Annotated in this window: 9 protein-coding genes; 3 read left to right on the forward strand and 6 right to left on the reverse strand. The window is 69.8% G+C overall.

The window, feature by feature from the left end; translation table 11 throughout:
- Window positions 1-50: 50 nt before the first annotated feature.
- The 5 genes from ACWEH3_RS03185 to ACWEH3_RS03205 are packed head-to-tail and all read right to left on the reverse strand — an operon-like array spanning window position 51 to window position 14,799.
- Entirely contained in the window at window positions 51-5,060 is a 5,010-nt protein-coding gene (locus ACWEH3_RS03185; protein WP_450015026.1) for an amino acid adenylation domain-containing protein, read from the reverse strand.
- Window positions 5,061-5,111: 51 nt separating this feature from the next.
- Entirely contained in the window at window positions 5,112-9,638 is a 4,527-nt protein-coding gene (locus ACWEH3_RS03190) for an amino acid adenylation domain-containing protein (protein WP_450015025.1), read from the reverse strand.
- A 35-nt stretch (window positions 9,639-9,673) separates the two neighbouring features.
- Window positions 9,674-12,697: a nocobactin polyketide synthase NbtC gene (gene nbtC, locus ACWEH3_RS03195; RefSeq protein ID WP_450015024.1), complete on the reverse strand. Its 3,024-nt coding sequence runs from the start codon at window positions 12,695-12,697 to the stop codon at window positions 9,674-9,676.
- Window positions 12,690-14,018 carry a beta-ketoacyl [acyl carrier protein] synthase domain-containing protein gene (locus ACWEH3_RS03200; RefSeq protein ID WP_450015023.1) on the reverse strand — a complete coding sequence of 443 codons (1,329 nt, stop codon included), beginning with the start codon at window positions 14,016-14,018 and terminating at the stop codon, window positions 12,690-12,692. The genes nbtC and ACWEH3_RS03200 overlap by 8 nt, the downstream gene beginning before the upstream one ends.
- A 7-nt stretch (window positions 14,019-14,025) precedes the next feature.
- The gene (locus tag ACWEH3_RS03205) at window positions 14,026-14,799 is read right to left on the reverse strand and encodes a thioesterase II family protein (RefSeq protein WP_450015122.1); all 774 of its coding nucleotides are present in this window, start codon (window positions 14,797-14,799) and stop codon (window positions 14,026-14,028) included.
- A 185-nt stretch (window positions 14,800-14,984) separates the two neighbouring features.
- Here ACWEH3_RS03205 and ACWEH3_RS03210 point away from each other — a divergent pair, with 185 nt between their 5' ends.
- On the forward strand, window positions 14,985-15,650 hold the full coding sequence (locus tag ACWEH3_RS03210) for a GNAT family N-acetyltransferase (RefSeq protein ID WP_450015022.1): 666 nt from the start codon (window positions 14,985-14,987) through the stop codon (window positions 15,648-15,650).
- A gap of 38 nt (window positions 15,651-15,688) precedes the next feature.
- Here ACWEH3_RS03210 and ACWEH3_RS03215 read toward each other — a convergent pair whose 3' ends face one another.
- A complete protein-coding gene (locus ACWEH3_RS03215) occupies window positions 15,689-16,975 on the reverse strand; it encodes a SidA/IucD/PvdA family monooxygenase (protein ID WP_450015021.1) in 1,287 nt (428 codons plus the stop codon).
- Window positions 16,976-17,147: 172 nt separating this feature from the next.
- Between ACWEH3_RS03215 and ACWEH3_RS03220 the strand changes: the two genes are divergently transcribed.
- Together ACWEH3_RS03220 and ACWEH3_RS03225 are read left to right on the forward strand one after the other, a co-directional pair.
- On the forward strand, window positions 17,148-17,618 hold the full coding sequence (locus ACWEH3_RS03220) for a hypothetical protein (RefSeq protein ID WP_450015020.1): 471 nt from the start codon (window positions 17,148-17,150) through the stop codon (window positions 17,616-17,618).
- Window positions 17,619-17,726: 108 nt separating this feature from the next.
- Entirely contained in the window at window positions 17,727-18,434 is a 708-nt protein-coding gene (locus tag ACWEH3_RS03225) for a siderophore-interacting protein (RefSeq protein WP_450015019.1), read from the forward strand.
- The last annotated feature ends 148 nt before the right edge of the window (window positions 18,435-18,582 follow it).

Raw genomic sequence — 18,582 nt, forward strand, 5'->3', positions numbered from 1 at the left:
CCAATGGCAGTGCGCCGGCGCGGTGTGCGACCGCGCCCGGCGCACCCGAATCAGCGTTGCGCGGACCAGGATTCGCGCAGCATGGCCAACGCGTCACCGGACAGGCCCGAGGCCGACATCGGCTCGTACCGGTGCTCCTCCGGCGCAGGCGTGCCCGCCGCCTGATCGGCGGCCGCGTCGACGGCCGCCGCCAGTTCGTGCAGCGTGAAGTGCTCGAAGATCAGCTGCGGGGTGAGCGCCAGGCCCGCCGCGCCCGCTCGCGCGGCCCACTGGATCGCGATGACGCTGTCTCCGCCGAGCGCGAAGAATCCGTCCGTGCGGTCCACGTCGGTGATCTCCAGCAATTCCTCCAACAGCGCCGCAAGAGCGCGCTCGGTCTCGGTCTGCGGCGGGCCCGCCTCGGTCTCGCGGGCCGTGGCCTCGGACGCCGCGTGGCGCACAACGGTACGCGCGGTGTCCCAGCCCTGCGGCGCGAGGTTCGATTCCCGCACCGCGGTATCGGGTTTCGTGGCGAACGCGGTCAAGATCCGCACCAGCGTGTCGGCGAATTCCTCGCCGGAGGACGGGTCGTAGAGTTCCGAGTTGACCACCACCCGTACCAGCAACTCGCCAGCGGGCTCCACCAGGAAGTCCAGGTGGAAGTCCATGAACGCGGCGTCGTACTGCGGCGTGAGGGGGGTGAGGGTGGTCTCGGCGGTGAAGCCGACGGTCGGCGCGGTGTGGCCGAACTGCATGATCACCTGGAACAGCGGATTGCGGCCGAGTACCCGGGGCGGGTTGAGCGTTTCCACGATCCGCTCGAACGGCACGTCCTGGTGCCCGAGAGCGCCGAGCGCCGATTCGCGCACCCGCTGGAGCACGGTTCGCGGCGACGGGTCGCCCGAAAGATCGTTGCGCAGCACCATCATGTCGGCGAACAGGCCGATCAGCCGGTCCACCGACGGCCAGGGCCGATTGGCGACCGTCGCGCCGATCGGCACGTCGTCACCGCCGCCGAGGGTGTGCACCAGCACCGCTGCCGCTGCCTGGCACAGCATGAACTCGGTCGCGCCGGTCGTCTCCGCCAGCGATCGCAGTGCCTGCCATGTTTCGGCCGCGACGATGCGGGTCGCGCTGACACCGGCATAGCCCAGCCGCGCGGGACGCGGGCGGTCGTGGCCGACCGCGATCTCCACCGGCAGGCCCGCCAAGGTCGCGCGCCAGTAGTCGAGTTGCGCTTTGCCGTATTCGCTCAGGTCGTCGCGGCCGGGGGCGTGGTCGAAGGTATCGCGTTGCCACACCGCGAAGTCGGCGAAGTGCAGCGCCGGTTCCGGCCAGGACGGAGCCGTGCCGCTCACCCGCGCGCGGTAGGCGACGGTGAGGTCCTCGAGGAAGACCCGGCACGATTCCCGGTCGGTGACCATGTGATGGGTCAGCACCGACAGCACGTGGGTCCGCTCGTCCAGTACGAACAGGCGCAAGCGGAGCAGCGACTCCCCGGCCAGGTCGAACACATGGTTCGCCTCGGCCGCCAGCGCCTCGTCCAGGCGCGCGCCGTCGAGCGCGGTGCGCGGCAACTCGACCGGTCCCGCCGGGGCCACCCGCTGGTACGGCGTGCCCTCGTGCTCCGGGAAGCTGGTGCGCAACGCCTCGTGGCGGGCGATGACGTCGCCGAGCGCCGCGGTGAGCGAGGCGATGTCGAGCTCGCCGTCGAAGCGGATGGCGAACCGGAAGTTCTCCCACCCGAACGGGCCTTCCAGCTTGCGCCGCAGCCACAGCGCCCGCTGCGAGTACGACAGCGGAATACGTTCGGGGCGTGGTCGTTTCATCGGCATCGCGGCGTTGTCACCGGAGGGCAGGCCGGTGGGAACGACCTCGTCGAGATTCTCGCCGAACCGATCGTGGTACCGGGCGACCAGATGCGCGGCGAGCCCGGCGACCGTCGGGGTGTCGAACGCCGCGCGCACGTCGATGTCGATCCCGAAGGTGTCGCGCACCAGGGCGACCAGCCGGGCCGCGAGCAGGGAGTGGCCGCCGAGTTCGAAGAACGAGTCGTCGGCGCCCACTCGCTCGGTGTCGAACAGCTCGCCGTACAGCGCGGCGAGCCGGATCTCGGTGGGCGATTCGGGCGCCCGATACGTGCGTGTCCGCGTCAGCTCCGGCTCCGGCAGCGCGCGGCGATCGAGCTTGCCGTGGGCGCTCAACGGCACTTCATCGATCACGGCGAAGGCCGCGGGGACCATGTGCTCGGGCAGCGTCGCCGCGGCCGTCGCGCGCACCTGCTGGAGGTCGATCTCGCTTCCCGGCGCGGGCACCAGGTACGCGGCCAGGATCGGGCCGAGGCGCTCGTGCTCGGTGACGATCGCGACGCACTGCGCGACGCCGGGGTGATCCGCCACCGCGGCCTCCACCTCACCGAGTTCGATGCGGAACCCGCGCACCTTCACCTGTTCGTCGGCGCGGCCGACGAATTCGATCTCGCCGTCGGCGGTGCGCCGGGCGAGATCGCCGGTGCGGTACAGCCTTCCGCCGGGTAGGAAGGGGTCGGCGACGAACCGCTCCGCGGTCAGGGCGGGCCGATCCAGGTAGCCGCGCGCGAGCTGGCGTCCGCCCAGGTAGATCTCGCCGATCACGCCCGGCGGGACCAGCCGCAGCGAGTCGTCGAGCAGGTAGACGTAGACGTTGCGGTTCGGGAATCCGATCGGCACGATCCTGGTGCCCTGCGGCCCGTCGACCGGCATGGACGTCGAGCACACCACCGCTTCCGTCGGCCCGTAGTGGTTGCGCAGGTCGGCGTCGAATTGCGCGGCGAACCGGTCGGCGATCTCGCCGGGCAGCGCCTCGCCGCCGACCGGCACGTGCCGCAACGCCCGCCAGTCGTTCGCCTCGGGAAGCATGAGGAAAGTGGCCAGCAGCGAGGGCACCATGTGCAGCACGGTGATCCCGTGGCGGGCGATCAGCTCGGCGACGTACGGAAGATCGCGGTAGGCGTTCGGTTTCGGGACGACGATGCTCGCGCCCGCGATCAGCGGCAGGAAGATGTCGGCCAGCGACGCGTCGAAGCTCACCGAGGTGGCCTGCAACACCCGCTCCGGGACGCTGGCGTCCCAGTCGGCGGCGAAGTTCACCAGGTGATCGGCGATCGCGTCGTGCGGCACGGGCACGCCCTTGGGCTGTCCGGTGGAGCCCGAGGTGTAGATCAAGTAGGCGATATTCGACGGGCGCAGCGGCGACTGGCGTTCGGCGTCGGTGGGATTCGTGTCCGGCCCGTCGACCGCCTCGGTCATCGCCGCCGCGATCGCTTCGGCGTCGAACGACAGCGCCGGACGCGCGTCCGACAGCAGATAGTCGATGCGGTCCGGTGGATAGGCCGGATCGATCGGCAGGTACGCGCCACCCGACTTGAGCACCGCGAGGCTCGCGATGATGAATTCGATGGAGTTCGCCATGCGCAGCGCGACGAGCTGCTCGGCGCCGACGCCGCGCCGGATCAGCCAGTGCGCCAGGCGATTGGCCCGCCGATTCAACTCGCCGTAGGTGAGTTCGGCTTCGTCGGATACCACCGCGACGCGATCGGGGGTCGCCGCGGCCTGCCGCTGAACCAGCTCGACCAGCGTTGTCGCGGGCGCGTCGACGAGCGGACCGTGCGATGCCGCGACGATGTCCGCGCGGTCGGCGGCGCCGAGCATATCGATCGCGCGGACCGGCTGCCGTGGATCGCGCACCGCGTCGGTGAGCAATGCCAGGTAATGGCGCAGCATTTGCGCCACTACCGACCGGTCCAGCTCGTCGACGAGGTAGGTGGCCTCCACGCGCGCGCCCGCGTCGTCCAGGACGACCATCAGTCCCAGCGGCTCCTGCGCGACCGTGCTCCCCCACGGCAGCTCGGTGGAGCGGACCCCGGCGAGATCGAACCCGTTCGCCCCGCCGCGCACGCTGAAGCTCAACTGCACGAGCTGGGCCAGGCCGTCGCTGCCCGCGATCCGGTCCGAACTCACCTCGCGGACGACCCGCTCGACGCCGATCCCTTGATGCGCGAACGCGTCGCGGGCGGCGTCCCTCGTCACGTCGACCAGCTCGGCGAAGCCGATCCCAGGATGGATGCGGGCGCGCAACAGCAGCGTGTTGCCGAAATAGCCGATCAGCGCCTCGGCGTCGCTACCGCGGCGGTCGGTCACCGGCACCGCGACGAGGAAGTCCGTCGCCGCGGTGTACCGCTGGACCAGCGCCTGGAAGGCGGCAAGCAACACCATGAACGGGGTGGCCGAACGGTCGCGCGCGACCTCGGTGACCCGGTCCAGCAGTTCCTTGGGCAAGGGCAGCACGCACTTGTCGGCGTTGCGGGTAGCCGCGCCACCGGCGAGCGTTCCGGGCAACTCGAGTCGCTCCGGAAGCGGAGTCAACCGCTCGCGCCAGTAGGCCAGGTCGGCGTCGTCTTCGGCGGGCCGCCCGGCGAGCGACACATCCACGTACTGCGCACGGATCTCCGCCCGCGAGTCACCGCGGTAGGCGGCATTGAGCTCGGCGAAGAAGACCGACCAGGAGTCGTCGTCCCAGGCGATGTGGTGGATCGTCAGCACGAGCACGTGTTCGGCCGGACCGGTGCGCGCCAACGTCACCCGCAGCGGCGAGTCGGAGGTCAGGTCGAACGGACGCGCGAACTCCCGTCTCGCCAGAACCTCGAGCCGCCTGCCGCGGCCTTCCTCGGAGAGATCCGTGAGATCGTGCTGCTGCCACACCGGCCCCAGCTCGGCGTGTGCCGTTTGATACGGCTCGCCGTCCGCGCCGACGTGATAGGTGGTGCGCAGGACCTCGTGCCGCGCCACGACGGTGTCGAAGGCGGCGCGCAATCGTGCGCTGTCCAACGGACCGTCGAGTCGGTAGCCGACGCAGACGTTGAGCGTGGTGTCCTCCGGCGCGACCGTCTGCACGAACCACATCCGCTGCTGCGCGGACGAGAGCGGAGCCGGTTCGCCGAGGCGCCTGCCGCGCGCGGGTCGCGCGGGCGCGGGCGCGAGTTGCTGTTCGCGCAGTCGCTGCTGCAGCAGGCGCTTGCGCCGCTCGAGAATCTCGTCTGACATGGGGGTCCTTCGGGCTGGGTTCGGATGGACTGAGTGGCTCGGCGATCGCGGTCAGTCGGCGCCGACGGTCACCACGGAGATCGCGCGCGCGAGGGCCACGACGGCGTCGTGCCACAGCTCGGCGAGCCGGTCGGCGTCCGCGCCGGTGAACACCGCTTCGCTCCAGCGGAGCATGGTGACCAGCTGGGGCCCCTCGGTGGTGGCCCGCACCGCCGAGACGAAGTCGAGCGCGTAGCGCAGCGGGAACTCGGGCTCCGCCACGAGCGGAAGGCACTCGTGCAACGCCAGATCCGGGATCGGCGCCCACGGCCGTCCCGCACCGGCCAGGTCGAACCGGCCCAGGTAGTCGAAGAGCACCTGCGGCTGCGGTGCATCGACCAGTGCGGGGATTCGCGCGAGGTAGCGCAGCACGCCGAAGTCCACGCCGCCGTTCGGCTGTTCGGCCAGGTGTGCCGCGACGTGTTCGAGCAGTGCGGCGGCGCGTACCGGATCGGTCTGCGCGGTGGCCACATCCACGCTCTCGGCGCCCGCTCCGAGCCGGGCGGGCACGATGCTGGTGAACCAGCCCACCGTGTGCGCGCTGTCGACGTCGGAGCCGAGCACCGCGTCCTCTCTGCCGTGTCCTTCCAGCGCGAGATACGCGCCCGCCGTGGGGTCCTGACCGCGTTCCAGACGCCAGCTCGCCAGCGTCATCGTCAACGCGGCGAGCAGGAATTCGCGGACTCCCGCCGCGCCGCCGAGGCTGTCCAGGATGGTGGCGCTCGTCTCGGCCGGGGTGGGCACGGGATGGACCCGGTAGGAAGCCCAGGTGTCGGTCCTGGGATCGGGCAGCCGCGCGCCCAGCACCGGGTCCGGGGCGGTGACCTGGCGCGTCCAGTAGTCGCGCTGGGCCGTGACCGCTTCGGCGCCCGCGCGTTCGCGCAACAGCCGGGCCCACTGCCGGTAGCCGGTGTGCTCGACCGCCGGGACAGGTGTCCGTCCCGCGGCCACCTCGGCCCAGGACGCGGCGAGGTCGGCGGAGATGATGTACCAGGAGACCGGGTCGACGGCCAGGTGGTGGATGATGAGCAGCAGCACGTCCGGGGCGTCGGACCTGGTGAACCACACCGCGCGCACCAGATCTCCGCTGGACGGGTCGATCTCGTCGGTGGCCGCACGGCCGTGTGCCGCCAGCGTCGCGTGGAAGTCGTGGCCTTCCTCGACCCGGGACAGGATGTCCTGCGCTCGGACGCTGCCCGGGGCGCGCGTGTGCAGGTCGTATCCCTCGGGTGTGGTGACGAAACGGGCCCGCAGCATGTCGTGTCCGTCGAGCAACGCCTGCAGCACCGCCGTCAGGCCGCCCTGGTCGACGCCGTCGGGCAACTCGAGCAGATTGCTGAGCGTGAGTCTGCGGTAGCCCCCGTACTCGTGCATCCACGACACGATCGGGGTCGGGCCGACCGGCCCGTAGCCCTCCGGACTCGTCGCGCGCTCGCGACCGGCTTCCGCGTCGATCCGCGCGGCGAGTTCCCGGATCGTGGCGGCGCCGAGGACCGCCTTCGGGCTGATCGAGAGGCCGTCCCGCCGCAGCCGGTTCACCAGAGAGATCGCCACGATGCTGTCCATGCCGAGGCCGATCAGATCGTCATCGATGCTCGGGACGGGACCGCCGGACAGTTCGGCGATCGCGGCGCACAGACGGTGCTCGGTGCCGGTGCGCGCCGTCTCCGCTCCCGGCCCGGCGGCCCGGTCCTCGGCGAGCATCGCGAGCCGTTTCGCATCGAGTTTTCCGTTGCTGGTCACCGGCAGCCGATCGACCACCACGATCCGGTTCGGCACCATGTAACCGGGCAGCCGATCGGCCAGCGCGGCGCGCAGCCGCACCGCGTCGAGACCGTCGCCCACCGCGAACGCCGCCAGGCTCGGACCACCCGTACGGCGCACCACGACGACCGCCGCGGCCCGCACCCCGGGCAAGGCGAGCAGAGCTGTCTCGATATCGCCGATCTCGATCCGGTAGCCGCGAATCTTCACCTGATCGTCCGCCCGGCCGACGTAGGCGAGATCGCCCGAGGGCGAGCGGCGCACGAGATCGCCCGTGCGATACATCCTTTCACCGGCACGGTGCGGATCGGCGACGAATCGGCCCACGGTGGTACCCGGCATGCCGACGTAACCACGCGCGACCTGAGCGCCCGAGAGGTACAACTCGCCCACGACGCCGATCGGCACCTGACGCAGCCGCGAATCCAGCACGTAGCCGGTCATTCCGGTGACCGGCGCCCCGATAGCCGGTTCGGCATCGTCATCGCGCACCGCCGCGACCACCGCCTCCACCGTCGTCTCGGTGGGGCCGTAGCAGTTGTGCACGGCGGTGCCGGGCAGGGCGCACAACTGTTTCCACAGCGGCGCACCGATGGCCTCGCCGCCGAGCGCCAGCACGGACAGCGGCGTGACGCCCGCCTCGACCAGTCCGGCCGCCGCCAGCTGAGCGAACATCGACGGGGTCGTGTCGATCATGTCCAGTCCGTGCCGGACGATGCCGTCGACCAGGCGTCGCGCGTCGCGCATCTCCTCGGCGTCGAACAGGTGGACGGCATGTCCGTCGAACAGTCCGATCAGCGGCTGCCAGGAGGCGTCGAAGCCGAGCGACCAGGCGTGCGCGATCCGCAACGGCCGCCCGAGCCGCGCCACCGCGGGCCGATACACCCGGTCGCGGTGGTCGGCGAAGTACGCGGCCAGCGCGGCATGGGTGCCGATGACGCCTTTCGGCTCGCCGGTGGAGCCGGAGGTGAAGATCAGATAGGCGGCCTGGTCGGGGTGGCCGGGCGCGGGCGCGAGCACCGGACGCCCATCGGAGAGTCCGTTCACTACCAGCACTTCCGGACGCTCGGCGATTTCGTCGAGCGCGGACAGTCCCGAGCTGTCGACCAGGATCGAGCGCGGACGGGACCGGCGCACGATCGATTCGATACGGGCCGCGGGCAGCGTGACATCCACGGGCACATACGCCGCACCGGTCGCCAGCACGGCGAGAATCGCCACGATCGACTGCGCCGAACGCGGCAGCGCCAAGGCGACGACCTCTTCCGGACCGGCCCCGTGTGCGACCAGCGCGCTCGCCAATCGCCCTGCGGCATCGAAGAGTTCGCGGTAGGTGTAGCGATCGTTTTCGGTGCTGAGGGCGAGCGCGTCCGGCGTGGCGGCGACTTGGCGCGCGAACAGCTCCCACATGGTCACACCGCGCACGTCGGCGGCGATCGGCGCCGGTGGCGGCGCGGTCTCGCCCGGCAGCAAAACATCGAGCGCGTCGGGCCCCCGCTCGCCGATCGCGGGCAGTTGCCGCAGCACCGAGAGCAACCGCGCCCCGATGCCGGGTCCGGACAGGCCGCGCAGCGCCGCCTGCACCGCCTCGACCGTCACCACCAGTTGCTTCTCGTACAGGAACGAGGTCACCGCGAGCGGATAGTGCGTCAAACTCTCCGAGGTCATCGGCCGCACCCGAACGCCGTCCGCGATGTCGATGGGGCGCAGGATGTCGGACATCGGCGCGTTCTCGAACACGAACAGGGTGTCGAACAGCGTGCCGGAGCCCACCGACCGCTGGATCGCCGACAGGCTGACGTAGGCGAGATCACGCATCGGAGCCGACTCGCGTTGCATTCGCCTGCAATCCCCCACCACGTTCTCGGCCCCGACCGCCACCCGGACGGGGACGGTGTTGATGAACAGCCCGATCATGGTCTCGACCCCGGACAGTTCGTCGGGCCGCCCCGAGACGGTGCTGCCGAAGACCACGTCGCGCCGGTCGGTCAAGCTGCCGAGGACAACGGCCCAGGCGTACTGCACGGCGGTGTTCATCGTCAGGCCGTTCGACCGTGCCCACGCCGTCAACCGGCTGGTGTCGGCCGCGTCCAGGGTGACCGTGTCGATGCTGGGCACGATCGTGTCGACCGCCGAATCGCCACGGTCGGCGAGGATCAGCGGATCGAGGTCGCCGAGGTATTCGCGCCAGGAGCGCAACGCGGCGTCGCTGTCGCGGGCCGACAGCCAGCCGATGTAGTCCCGGTAGGGACGGGGCTCGGGCAGCGCCTCCGCCGCACCGCCTGCCTGGTACAGGGCGAACAGTTCCCGGAAGAACACGCCGAGCGACCAGCCGTCCAGCAGGATGTGGTGCGCGGTCAGCACCAGGCGCCGAGTGCCGTCCGGCAATTTCAGCAGCAGCACGCGCAGCAGCGGGCCGCGGGTCAGGTCGAACGGCGCGCGCGTCTCGGCCGTGATGACGGCGTCGAGGTCGCCCGGGTCCACTTCGCGTTCGGCCCAGAGCAACTCGGCAGCGGCGGGCACGATCTGCACCGGCCGCGGCAGGTCGCGGTCCCAGAACGACGCGCGCAGATTCGGGTGCCGCCGCAGGATGGCCGCGACGCTGCGGCGCAGCAAGGCCACATCGACGGGACCGGCGATCTCGTACACGAACTGAAGCGCGTACAGATCGCCCTCCCCGGCCAGCCTGGCCAGCGAGAACAACCCCTCCTGCAACGGGCTCAACGCCAGTACGTCCTCGATCTCCGGCATGGGCGCCTGCGTGTTCTCCGGCATCGAGCGGCCTCCTGAGCCTGTGTTCTCGGGCATCATCAGCCTCGGTTCTCGGACATGAGCAGGACGACGTCATCCAGGGACGCGCCGCCGAGGATCGCCGCGACCGGCAACTCGCGGCGCAACATCGTCTTCAGCCGCGCGCGCAGATCCACCGCCTGCAACGAATCGAAGCCGAGCGCGACCAGCGGGACGGAGCCGTCGATCTGGTCGGGGCCGTCGAGAAGCATCACCTGCCCGAGTTCGCGCCGGAGGATCTCCGCGACGCTCCGCGTGGCATCGGCTTCCGGCTCGACGGCGGCCGACTTCGGTGCGGACGGCTCGGCCGCGGGCTCCGGGACCGCCGATCCGGGCGCGAAAACCCTCGCCAAGCCGACGATCTCGGCCGTATCCCGCAAGCGCCCCCAGTCCGCCGACAGCACCGCGCTGTTCCCGGTACGGTCGGCGAAACCCGCCGCGATGGCGGGCGCGGCGGGCATGGGCCGCAGACCAGCGCCGAGGATCCTGGCTTCCACGTCGGCGTGCTCCGCGCCGGGCAGACCCCACAGCCCCCATTGCACCGACACGCAATCCCTGCCCTGCGCCCGCAGCCGCACGGCGAGGCTGTCGAGCATGCGATTCGTGCCCGCGTACAGTGCCTGACCACGCCCGCCGAGGGTGGCCACGAACGACGAGCACAACAGCACGGCGCAGTCGACGGTCTGCGGCACCGTGCGCAGCACCTCGCCGAGCCCGAGCACCTTCGCGGCGGCCGCCTCGGTTACCGCCTCCGGTTCGAACCGCGCCCATGCGTACTGGACCGCGGCGTGCACGACCACGCTCACGGGGCGCTCGGCGAAGCGCCCCGCCAGCCCGGCGACCGAGTCGGCGTCGGTGATGTCACAGGCCACCACGTCGATTTCGGTGGCACCCGATGCGCGGATAGCGCGCAGCCGCTCGGCGAGCACGCTCGTCTCCCCGGTGCGATTCACCAGGGTGACGCGCCGGGCGCCGTCGCGGACGAGCTGCGCGCAGAATTCCAGGCCGACGTACCCCGTGCCACCGAGAATGAGAACCTCGCGCAGATCCGGAGACGCCGAAGTGCCCGGCAGCTCGGCGCGAACGAGACGCTTGGCGTGCAATTTGCCGCCCCGCAACGCGAGTTCCGGCTCGCCCGGCACGTGAACGGCCTCGAGGATCTTGTCCGCCAGCGCCGTCGGATCCTGCTCAGCGGCATCCGGTGGCAGGTCCAGGTGCCGGAACGCGATGCCGAGATGTTCGAGGCCGAGACTGCGGTACGCGGCGCTGACCGCCGAATGCCCCAGGGACGGCGCATCGTCCGGGGACACCGCCTCAGCACCGGTTGTCACCAGCCAGCATTCCGTGACGCCAGCGGCTATCGTGGTCAACCCTTCCGCGGCTCGGGCGAACTCGACGAGTTCGGCCACCGCGCCTTGCTCGTCCGTGGCCGTATTCGACGGAAGCAGCAGCACCATGGTGTCGGCCTCGGTCGCGGTGTCGGCGATCGCGGCACCGTGGCGCGCGGCCCGCGCGCACAGCGCCGCTGCGAGGTCGTCCGCGCCGTCGTGCTCGGCGAGCAGCACGGTGCGCGGCGCGGCCAGCTCGAACCGGGACAACCTGGTCCACTCCTCGCGCAACCGCGCGGGGGGCGCGGCGACCGGGATCGGCGCCTCGGCACCCGATTGATACGGCGCCCACAGCCTCTTGGAGTTCATCACCGTGGCGGGAAAGTCACGCAGCGGCAGCGCCGGAGTGCGGTCGCCGGAGTACGTGCGGAGCGCCCGCCAGTTGTAATGCGAATCGTGCACCGCGACTTCGGCCAGATTGCGGGTGAATTCACCCAACCCGTTCGCGGTGCGCAGCGACGTCCCCACGACCCGGAAGTCGCGGGCATCCCGCGCGACCGGGGACAGATTCTCCCGCAGCGCGGGCTGCAACGTCGGGTGCTCGGCGATCTCGATGAAGGTGTCCACGTCTGCGGCCGCCGCCGCCACCGCGCGATCGAAGCGCACCCGGTTGCGCAGGTTCCAGTACCAGTAGTCGTGGTGGGTCAACTCGGGAGTGATCGCCGCGCCGAGCGTCCCGCCGTAACAGGTGACGTCGCCGAGCGTGAAAGCCTTGCTGCTCAATTCGCCGAGCGACGATTGGAATTCGTCGCGCAATCGCGTCATCGCCGAGGTGTGCGACGGGAACGACATCTGGATCTGCTTGGCGAACAGACCTTTCGCGGTGGCGGTCGCCACCAGCTCGGCGATCGCGGCCTCGTCCCCGGAGACACCGGTCAACTCGGGTGAGTTGACCAAAGAGACCTCCGCCCAGCCCGAATTGCGGGCCAAGAGCGCCTCGCATTCGTCGCGCCCCGCGCCGAGCACGGCCACCGCGTAGCCGTCCGAAAGGTCGCGCTCCAGAAGCTGGGCCCGTTGCGTGACGATCGACACGGCATCGCGCAGCGTCAGCACACCGGCGACCACGCAGGCCGCGAGTTCACCCTGGCTGTGACCGATGGTCGCGGTGGGGCGCACGCCCGCCGCCTGCCACATGGCGGCCAAGCCGATCAGGTGGAACATCCTGGCCGGTTGCACTTCCCACAGTGTCTCGCCGAACTCGGCGCCGGCGCCGAGCAGGTAGTGCATCGGCCGTGCATGGCCGTACCGCTCCTCGTGCACCGCCGCGCACTCGTCGACGGCGGCCCGGTAGGCCGGGGAGAAGTCGTAGTACGGCTTGCCCATACCCGCGTGCTGGCTGCCTTGTCCGGGAAAGACGAAGCCGACACGACGCGCCGCGACGGCGCCGCCGGACGTCACCACCGCCGGGTGCGCGGAACCCGCCGCGATCGACCGCAACGCGTCCGTCAACTCCTCAAGGGTGACGACCATGGCCAGGGCGCGATACCTTCGGGCGATCCTGGTGCGAAAGAGATGGCTCGCCAGTCGATCCGGGTCCACCCGAGGGTGGTCCTGCACGTAGGTCAGAATCGCCGCGGCCTCCGCACGCAAGCCTTCGGCGCTGTCCGAGGAGAGCAGGACGGGGACGGTGCCGTCCGGCAGGAGATATTCAGACATCGCTGTCCTCCTCCAGGACGGGCATCCCGACGACCGCGTGCGCGTTGGTCCCCGCGACTCCGAATGCCGATACCGCTCCGTAGCGAATGCCGTCGATCGGCTCCCACGGAACGAACTTCGTCGCCAGCCGCAGACTGGTGGCTTCCCAGTCGACCGCCGCGGTCGGGTGTTCTGCCCAGAGACTCGGCGCGACGTGCCCGTGCGCGCCGCACAGCAGCATCTTGATCAGGCCGAGCATGCCCGCCGCCGCCTGCGTGTGACCGATATTCGACTTGACCGATCCCAGCAGCGCGCCCTGGACACGCTCCGGCGCGCCGTACGTCCGGATGAGAGCGGACAGTTCGATGGGATCGCCCACCGCCGTGCCGGTGCCGTGTCCCTCGACCAGCCCGATCTGTTCCGGGTCGACGCGGGCCGCGGTGAGCGCGGCGCGAATCAGCCGCTCCTGCGCGTCGGCGCTGGGCACGGCCAACGGGCCGCTCTTGCCGTTGTGGTTGACCCGGGAGCCGAGCAGCCGAGCGTAGATCCGATGACCGAGCCGGCGCGCTCGCGACTCGCGCTCCAGCACCACCACTCCCGCGCCCTCGCCCCACAGGGTCCCGGTGGTGCCCGCGGAATACGCGCGGCAGTGGCCGTCGGTCGAGAGCGCGTTGTTCTTCGCGAACTCCACGAACATGCCGGGTGAGCCCATCACGCACACACCACCTGCCAGGGCCCAGTCGCACTCGCCCGCGCGGACGGCCGCCGCGGCTTGGTGGAGGGCGGTCAAACCCGCCGCACAGGACGTGTCCACACTGATCGAAGGCCCGATCAGCCCGAGACTGTGCGAGATACGGCCGGATACCGCGCCGAGGGTGGTGCCGGTCATTCGATAACCGCTGTGCTCGCTGACGCTCGCCATGCGCGGGCCGTACTCCAGCGGCGTGACGCCCATCCAGCACCCCGCTTCGGCGCCGTCGACGGCGCCGGGATTGAGCCCGGCATCCTCGACCGCCCGCCATGCGACGCGCATCGCCACCCGCTGCTGCGGATCCATCGCGACGGCTTCGCGCGGCGTTATCCCGAAAAAGGCCGCATCGAATTCCGTTGCTTCGGAAAGGAATCCGCCCGCGTCGCGTACGTCGCTCCAGCCCTCGTTGCGACCGAGGGTGAGCAACTGTTCGATCGGCCACTCCCGATCTCGTGGCAATGGGCCGATGAGTTCCCTGGATTCGGCCAGCGCCGTCCAGAATTCTCGTGGACTGTTTATTCCGCCGGGGGCCTCGACCCCGATTCCGACGACGACGATATGGTCTTCGTCCCCCGAAGCCGATCCTGACATGGTGAACCTAACTGGAAAGAGCGGACTGTCCGGCGTCAGCGGCGGCGGAGGCAAGCAATTCCGCGACGCCGTCGATGTGGTCGTACAAATAGAAGTGCCCGCCGTCGAAGAGCGTGACCGAGCCGCCCCGAGTGCTGTGCGCGATCCAGGGACGCAGTTCGGCGACGGTGACGAAGTCGTCGTCGGCGCCGCCGATCACCTCGATCCGCGCGCCGATCCGCACGTCCGGGTCGCACGTGTAGTCGTCGAAGGCGCGATAGTCGGCCTCGAGGACGGGCAGCGTCATTCGCATGATGTCGCGATCGGCCAAAACGTCCGCGCCCGTTCCGTTCAGCGCGACGAGCCGGTCGAGCAGCGCCTCCTCCTCGGTCGGCAGCGGCTCGCTGTCGGCCACCAATGCAGGCGCCACCGCGCTGGAGGCGCCGAGCAGCGCTACCGGCACACCGGCGGCCTCGGCCTGACGGACGAATTCGAATGCCACCATCGCGCCGACGCTGTGGCCGAACACCGTGATGGGAATGCCTCGGTGATAAGGCGATTCGAGGAATTCCGCAAGGGCACCCGCCGCGAGTTCGACGAGACTGTCCGGCATCGGTTCGGCGGCTCGGTCCTGGCGTCCCGGATATTGCACGAGCACGACATCGAAATCCGCACTGAGCCGCTTGGACATGGCGCGATAGGTGGAGGCGCCACTGCCGGCATGGGGAAACAGCACCAGGGGCGGCAGCGCTTCCGTGACGGGCTTGTGGAATTTCCGAATCCACCCGGGTTTTCTCGACATCCAACAGCTCCTACACATAACGCGGTGTGGGCGAAAGCCACCGCGGGCGAACAGATCAGGCCGCGGTGCGCGCGCCCGCGCGCCGTCCTTCCCGAACGGCCGGGCCTCGCCGACCACGCGAGGTTAGCATAGGGTAACCTTACATTCATCCAGCGGAGTCACTACCGAACGGAGCTCGACGACCGATGAACCCCACCCAGACGCCTCATGTCATCGCGCGCGAGCTGACCGATATCCCCGACGAACTGCGGGCCGTGCCCGCTCCGCCACAACCGGCTCTGCCCGCCCCGTTCGACATCCGGACGGCCGACGCGGACGGCGCGGACGCGGAGCTGCTCACCGAATGGATGAACCGGCCGCATCTGATCGAGACGTGGGAACAGCCGTGGCCCGTCGAATTGCGCAGGCAGAATCTGCGCGCGCAGCTGGATGGAACCTATTCCCGCCCATACATCGTCGGGTACGACTTCACCGGCACCGACCGGCCGGAACTGGGCCGTCGCGACATCGCCTACCTGGAGTTGTATCGCCCCGCCAAGGACGAGATCGCCCGGATCTACCACGCCGACCCCTATGACGTGGCCTTCCACCTCGCCACCGCCGACCCGGAGGTGATCGGGCGCGGCATCATGTTCGCCTTCGTCAGCGGCCTGCTGCCCGGAATCTTCGCGGCGGAACCGAACTGCCGTCGCCTCCTGGTCGAACCGGATCACCGCAATGTCGCGGTGCGGCGCATGGCCGACCGGTTCGGCGTGCCCAGTCTCGGCGAATTCGACATCCGGCCGGACCGCCGGATCACGCTCTACTACCTGCCGCGCACGCCCGCGGACGTCCCGACGGTGCGGCACTGAGGCGCGGTCCGCGCCCCCGACTGCGAGGGCGGGGGCGCTCACCCGAAGGCCCGCGCGACGGCGCCCGTCGGCGGCACACCGGACCGTCGCGTGGCCGGTTGCAGCACGCGATCGGAAAGCTCGCCGAGACAGCTGAGATTCGGAAAACCAGGCCCCTGTGCGACCGCGGCGAGATTGGGCAGATACAGCTTGGTTTCCATCCCCGAGACCGCGAGGTCGTAGCCGATCGACACCTCGATCCGCTCCTGGGTCGGCCTGCCGCCGACCGCCAGTTCCAGCAGGTCGGCCGCGTCCTGATCGAAGAGGTCCAGGAACCACAGCGGCTGTCCGCCGGTGGCATCGATGACCAGGTCGAAAGTATGCGATTGGTCCGCGCGCCGCTCGTTGCGCAAAGTCAGCGCCACGCCGTCGCCTTGATCGGCCACCCGGACGGCACGGCCCTGCAGGTGATGCACCCGGCTGTCGCCGAGCAGGCTCTCCTGCACCCGCACCGAGAAGACGCCGCGGTCGGTTCTGCGGATGACGTCACGCCGCTCCTGGACGGTGAGTCCCGCCCACTTGACCGGGTCGCTGAACAACGAGTTCTCGAAATAACTTTCGCCGCGGGTGTAGATCGTGGCCATCGGCGAGATCACCGAAATGGACAACATGCCGTGGCGCACCAGCTCGTCCAAGGCCGAGCCCGCGGTCTCACCGCCGCCGATCACCGCGACCCGGGAGGAGACCGGCAGACTGCGCCGCCCGGCCAGATCCCAGAATTGAGCGATACTCAGCACGCGCGGATGGTCGGCGAGTGCCTTGGTGCTCGCACCGGGACCGGTGATCATCAGCCCGGCCGCGTCCAACCGGATCGCACCACCGTCGGGATCGGTCGCGGTGACGCGCCAGCCGTCGGCGGTCGCGCCGATGGAACGCACTGTGCCGGAAACCAGTTCGAGATCGATCCGGCGAGCCACCCACTGCAGATACTTGGCCCAGACGTGATGGGCCGGGTTCGGGCGGCCCCGATCGATCCACTCCGCATAGGTGCCCTGCTCGATCAGGAAGGACGTCCAACTGTAGGCCATCATGGCCGCGTTGATTTCGTGATTGCGCCCGCGCGCCCAAGTCGAGTGGTACGGGAAGCCCACGTCCTTCTCCGGGCTGGTGCCCAACCGGTGCCTGCCGTCGGTCCAGCCGCCACTCGGCAGCCAGTTGCCGCCGACCGCGTGCGCCTCGACGACGACCACCCGGGGCGCGGGAAGGCCGAGCGTGCGCAGCACATGCGCTTTCGTCGCCACCGCAAGAGCTTTCGGACCAGCTCCGATGACCAGAAGCGTTTCCACCGGTTCTCCACTCTCTCCGACATCCCGCGGCTTCCCGCCGGGTGCGCGGGCCTGCCGCCGCGCCGACAACCAGAACCCGTGCGCATCATGTTTGCATAGGCTTACCTTATATTGCACACTCGTACCCGACTAGAGCGGTGACACTCACACCCTCGAAAGATTGGATGAACGAATGACCAAGACCCCGAACAAGACACTCGCCCGACTCGCCGCTACGGCGGTCGTGGTCAGCGCCGCATTCGCCGGCGTGGTCGGGACCGTCACGCCCGCCGTCGCGGCGCCCTTGGTCGCACCTTTGCACGCCCAGGCCCCCGGCGCCGGTGAGCTGACCGCCAAACTTCGCGTGGCGATCAACACCGGCGCCGCGCGCAGCACGCGAGCGGCCGAACTGGAGTCGGGTGACACGGGCGTCGCGACGATGGACAAGATCGCGGGCCTGCTCGCGGCCGCCCCGCCGAGCCTGCGCTACAACGTGATCAACCCCTCCAACTCCGGCGACCGGATCGATGCGCAGTTGCTGGTCACCACCGAGGGCTACCCGGACTTCACCTACGACGTCTCCTGGAAGCAGATCGACGGCACCTGGAAGCTGACGCGCCAGGCGGAGTGCAGCCTCGCTTCGGCGCTCGGCCTGTCCTGCTGACCCGAAACCCCTTCGCGCCCAAGCCCTCTCGGGCACGGTCGCCGTCGAATGTCGCGTGGTGCGTCCCTACCGCGCGACATTCGACTTTCGTTAGGCTAACCTTAGTTCATGGGCAAAGGTTTGAACGGTCTGATGGTCAAGGCGTGGGGCGGCAACGACTACCGGCTGACCGTCACCTCGACCGAATACGTCACGGACAAATACGTGCGACTCGGCTTCTCCGCGGGCGGTCTGCTCGCCGATCATCCGGTACACCCCACGCAGTGGATCCGCGGCTGGTTCCCGGACGGTGACAGCGGCAAGCTGCAACAGCGCGGCTACACTCTGGTCGACCCCGACCCGGACGGCGACCGCTTCTCGATCGAGTTCGCGCTCCACGACGGGCCCGCCGCCCGATGGGCGCAGAACGCCTCGGTCGGTGACGAACTCGACGCGTCGGTGCTCGGCTCGAACTTCCAGCTGCCGGAATCCGCGCCCGGCGAATACCTCATCTTCGGCGACACCGCCTCACTGCCCGCGATCAACTCGCTGTTCGACGCCATCGGCGACATCCCGGCCCGGGTCTGGCTGGAATGGCAGTACGAATCCGACACCACGATTCCGCTGCGCAACAAGCCGCACCACCAAGTGACCTGGGTGCAACGGATCGATGACGGCAGATTGCTGCGGGAAGCGGCCCAAGAACTCTCCTGCCCGGCCGACGCATTCGCCTGGGTCGCTTGCGATGGGCATACCACCCGCTCGATCGTGAAGAGCTTCAGAGCGATTCACAATTTGCCCAAGACCGCGATCAAATCCCAGGCCTACTGGAAGTAGGTCTTTCACTGCTCCCACGCCGCATCCGTATTCGCGCGGTGCGGCGTTTCCGGTATCGACAACGTCCCGAGCGAAAACGGCGACTACAGCCGATTCGTCGGCTCCCGCCCGGCGGGACCGAGGTCATCGCCCGCGCCTGGCCGCACCA

Source organism: Nocardia sp. NPDC004718 (assembly GCF_053601535.1).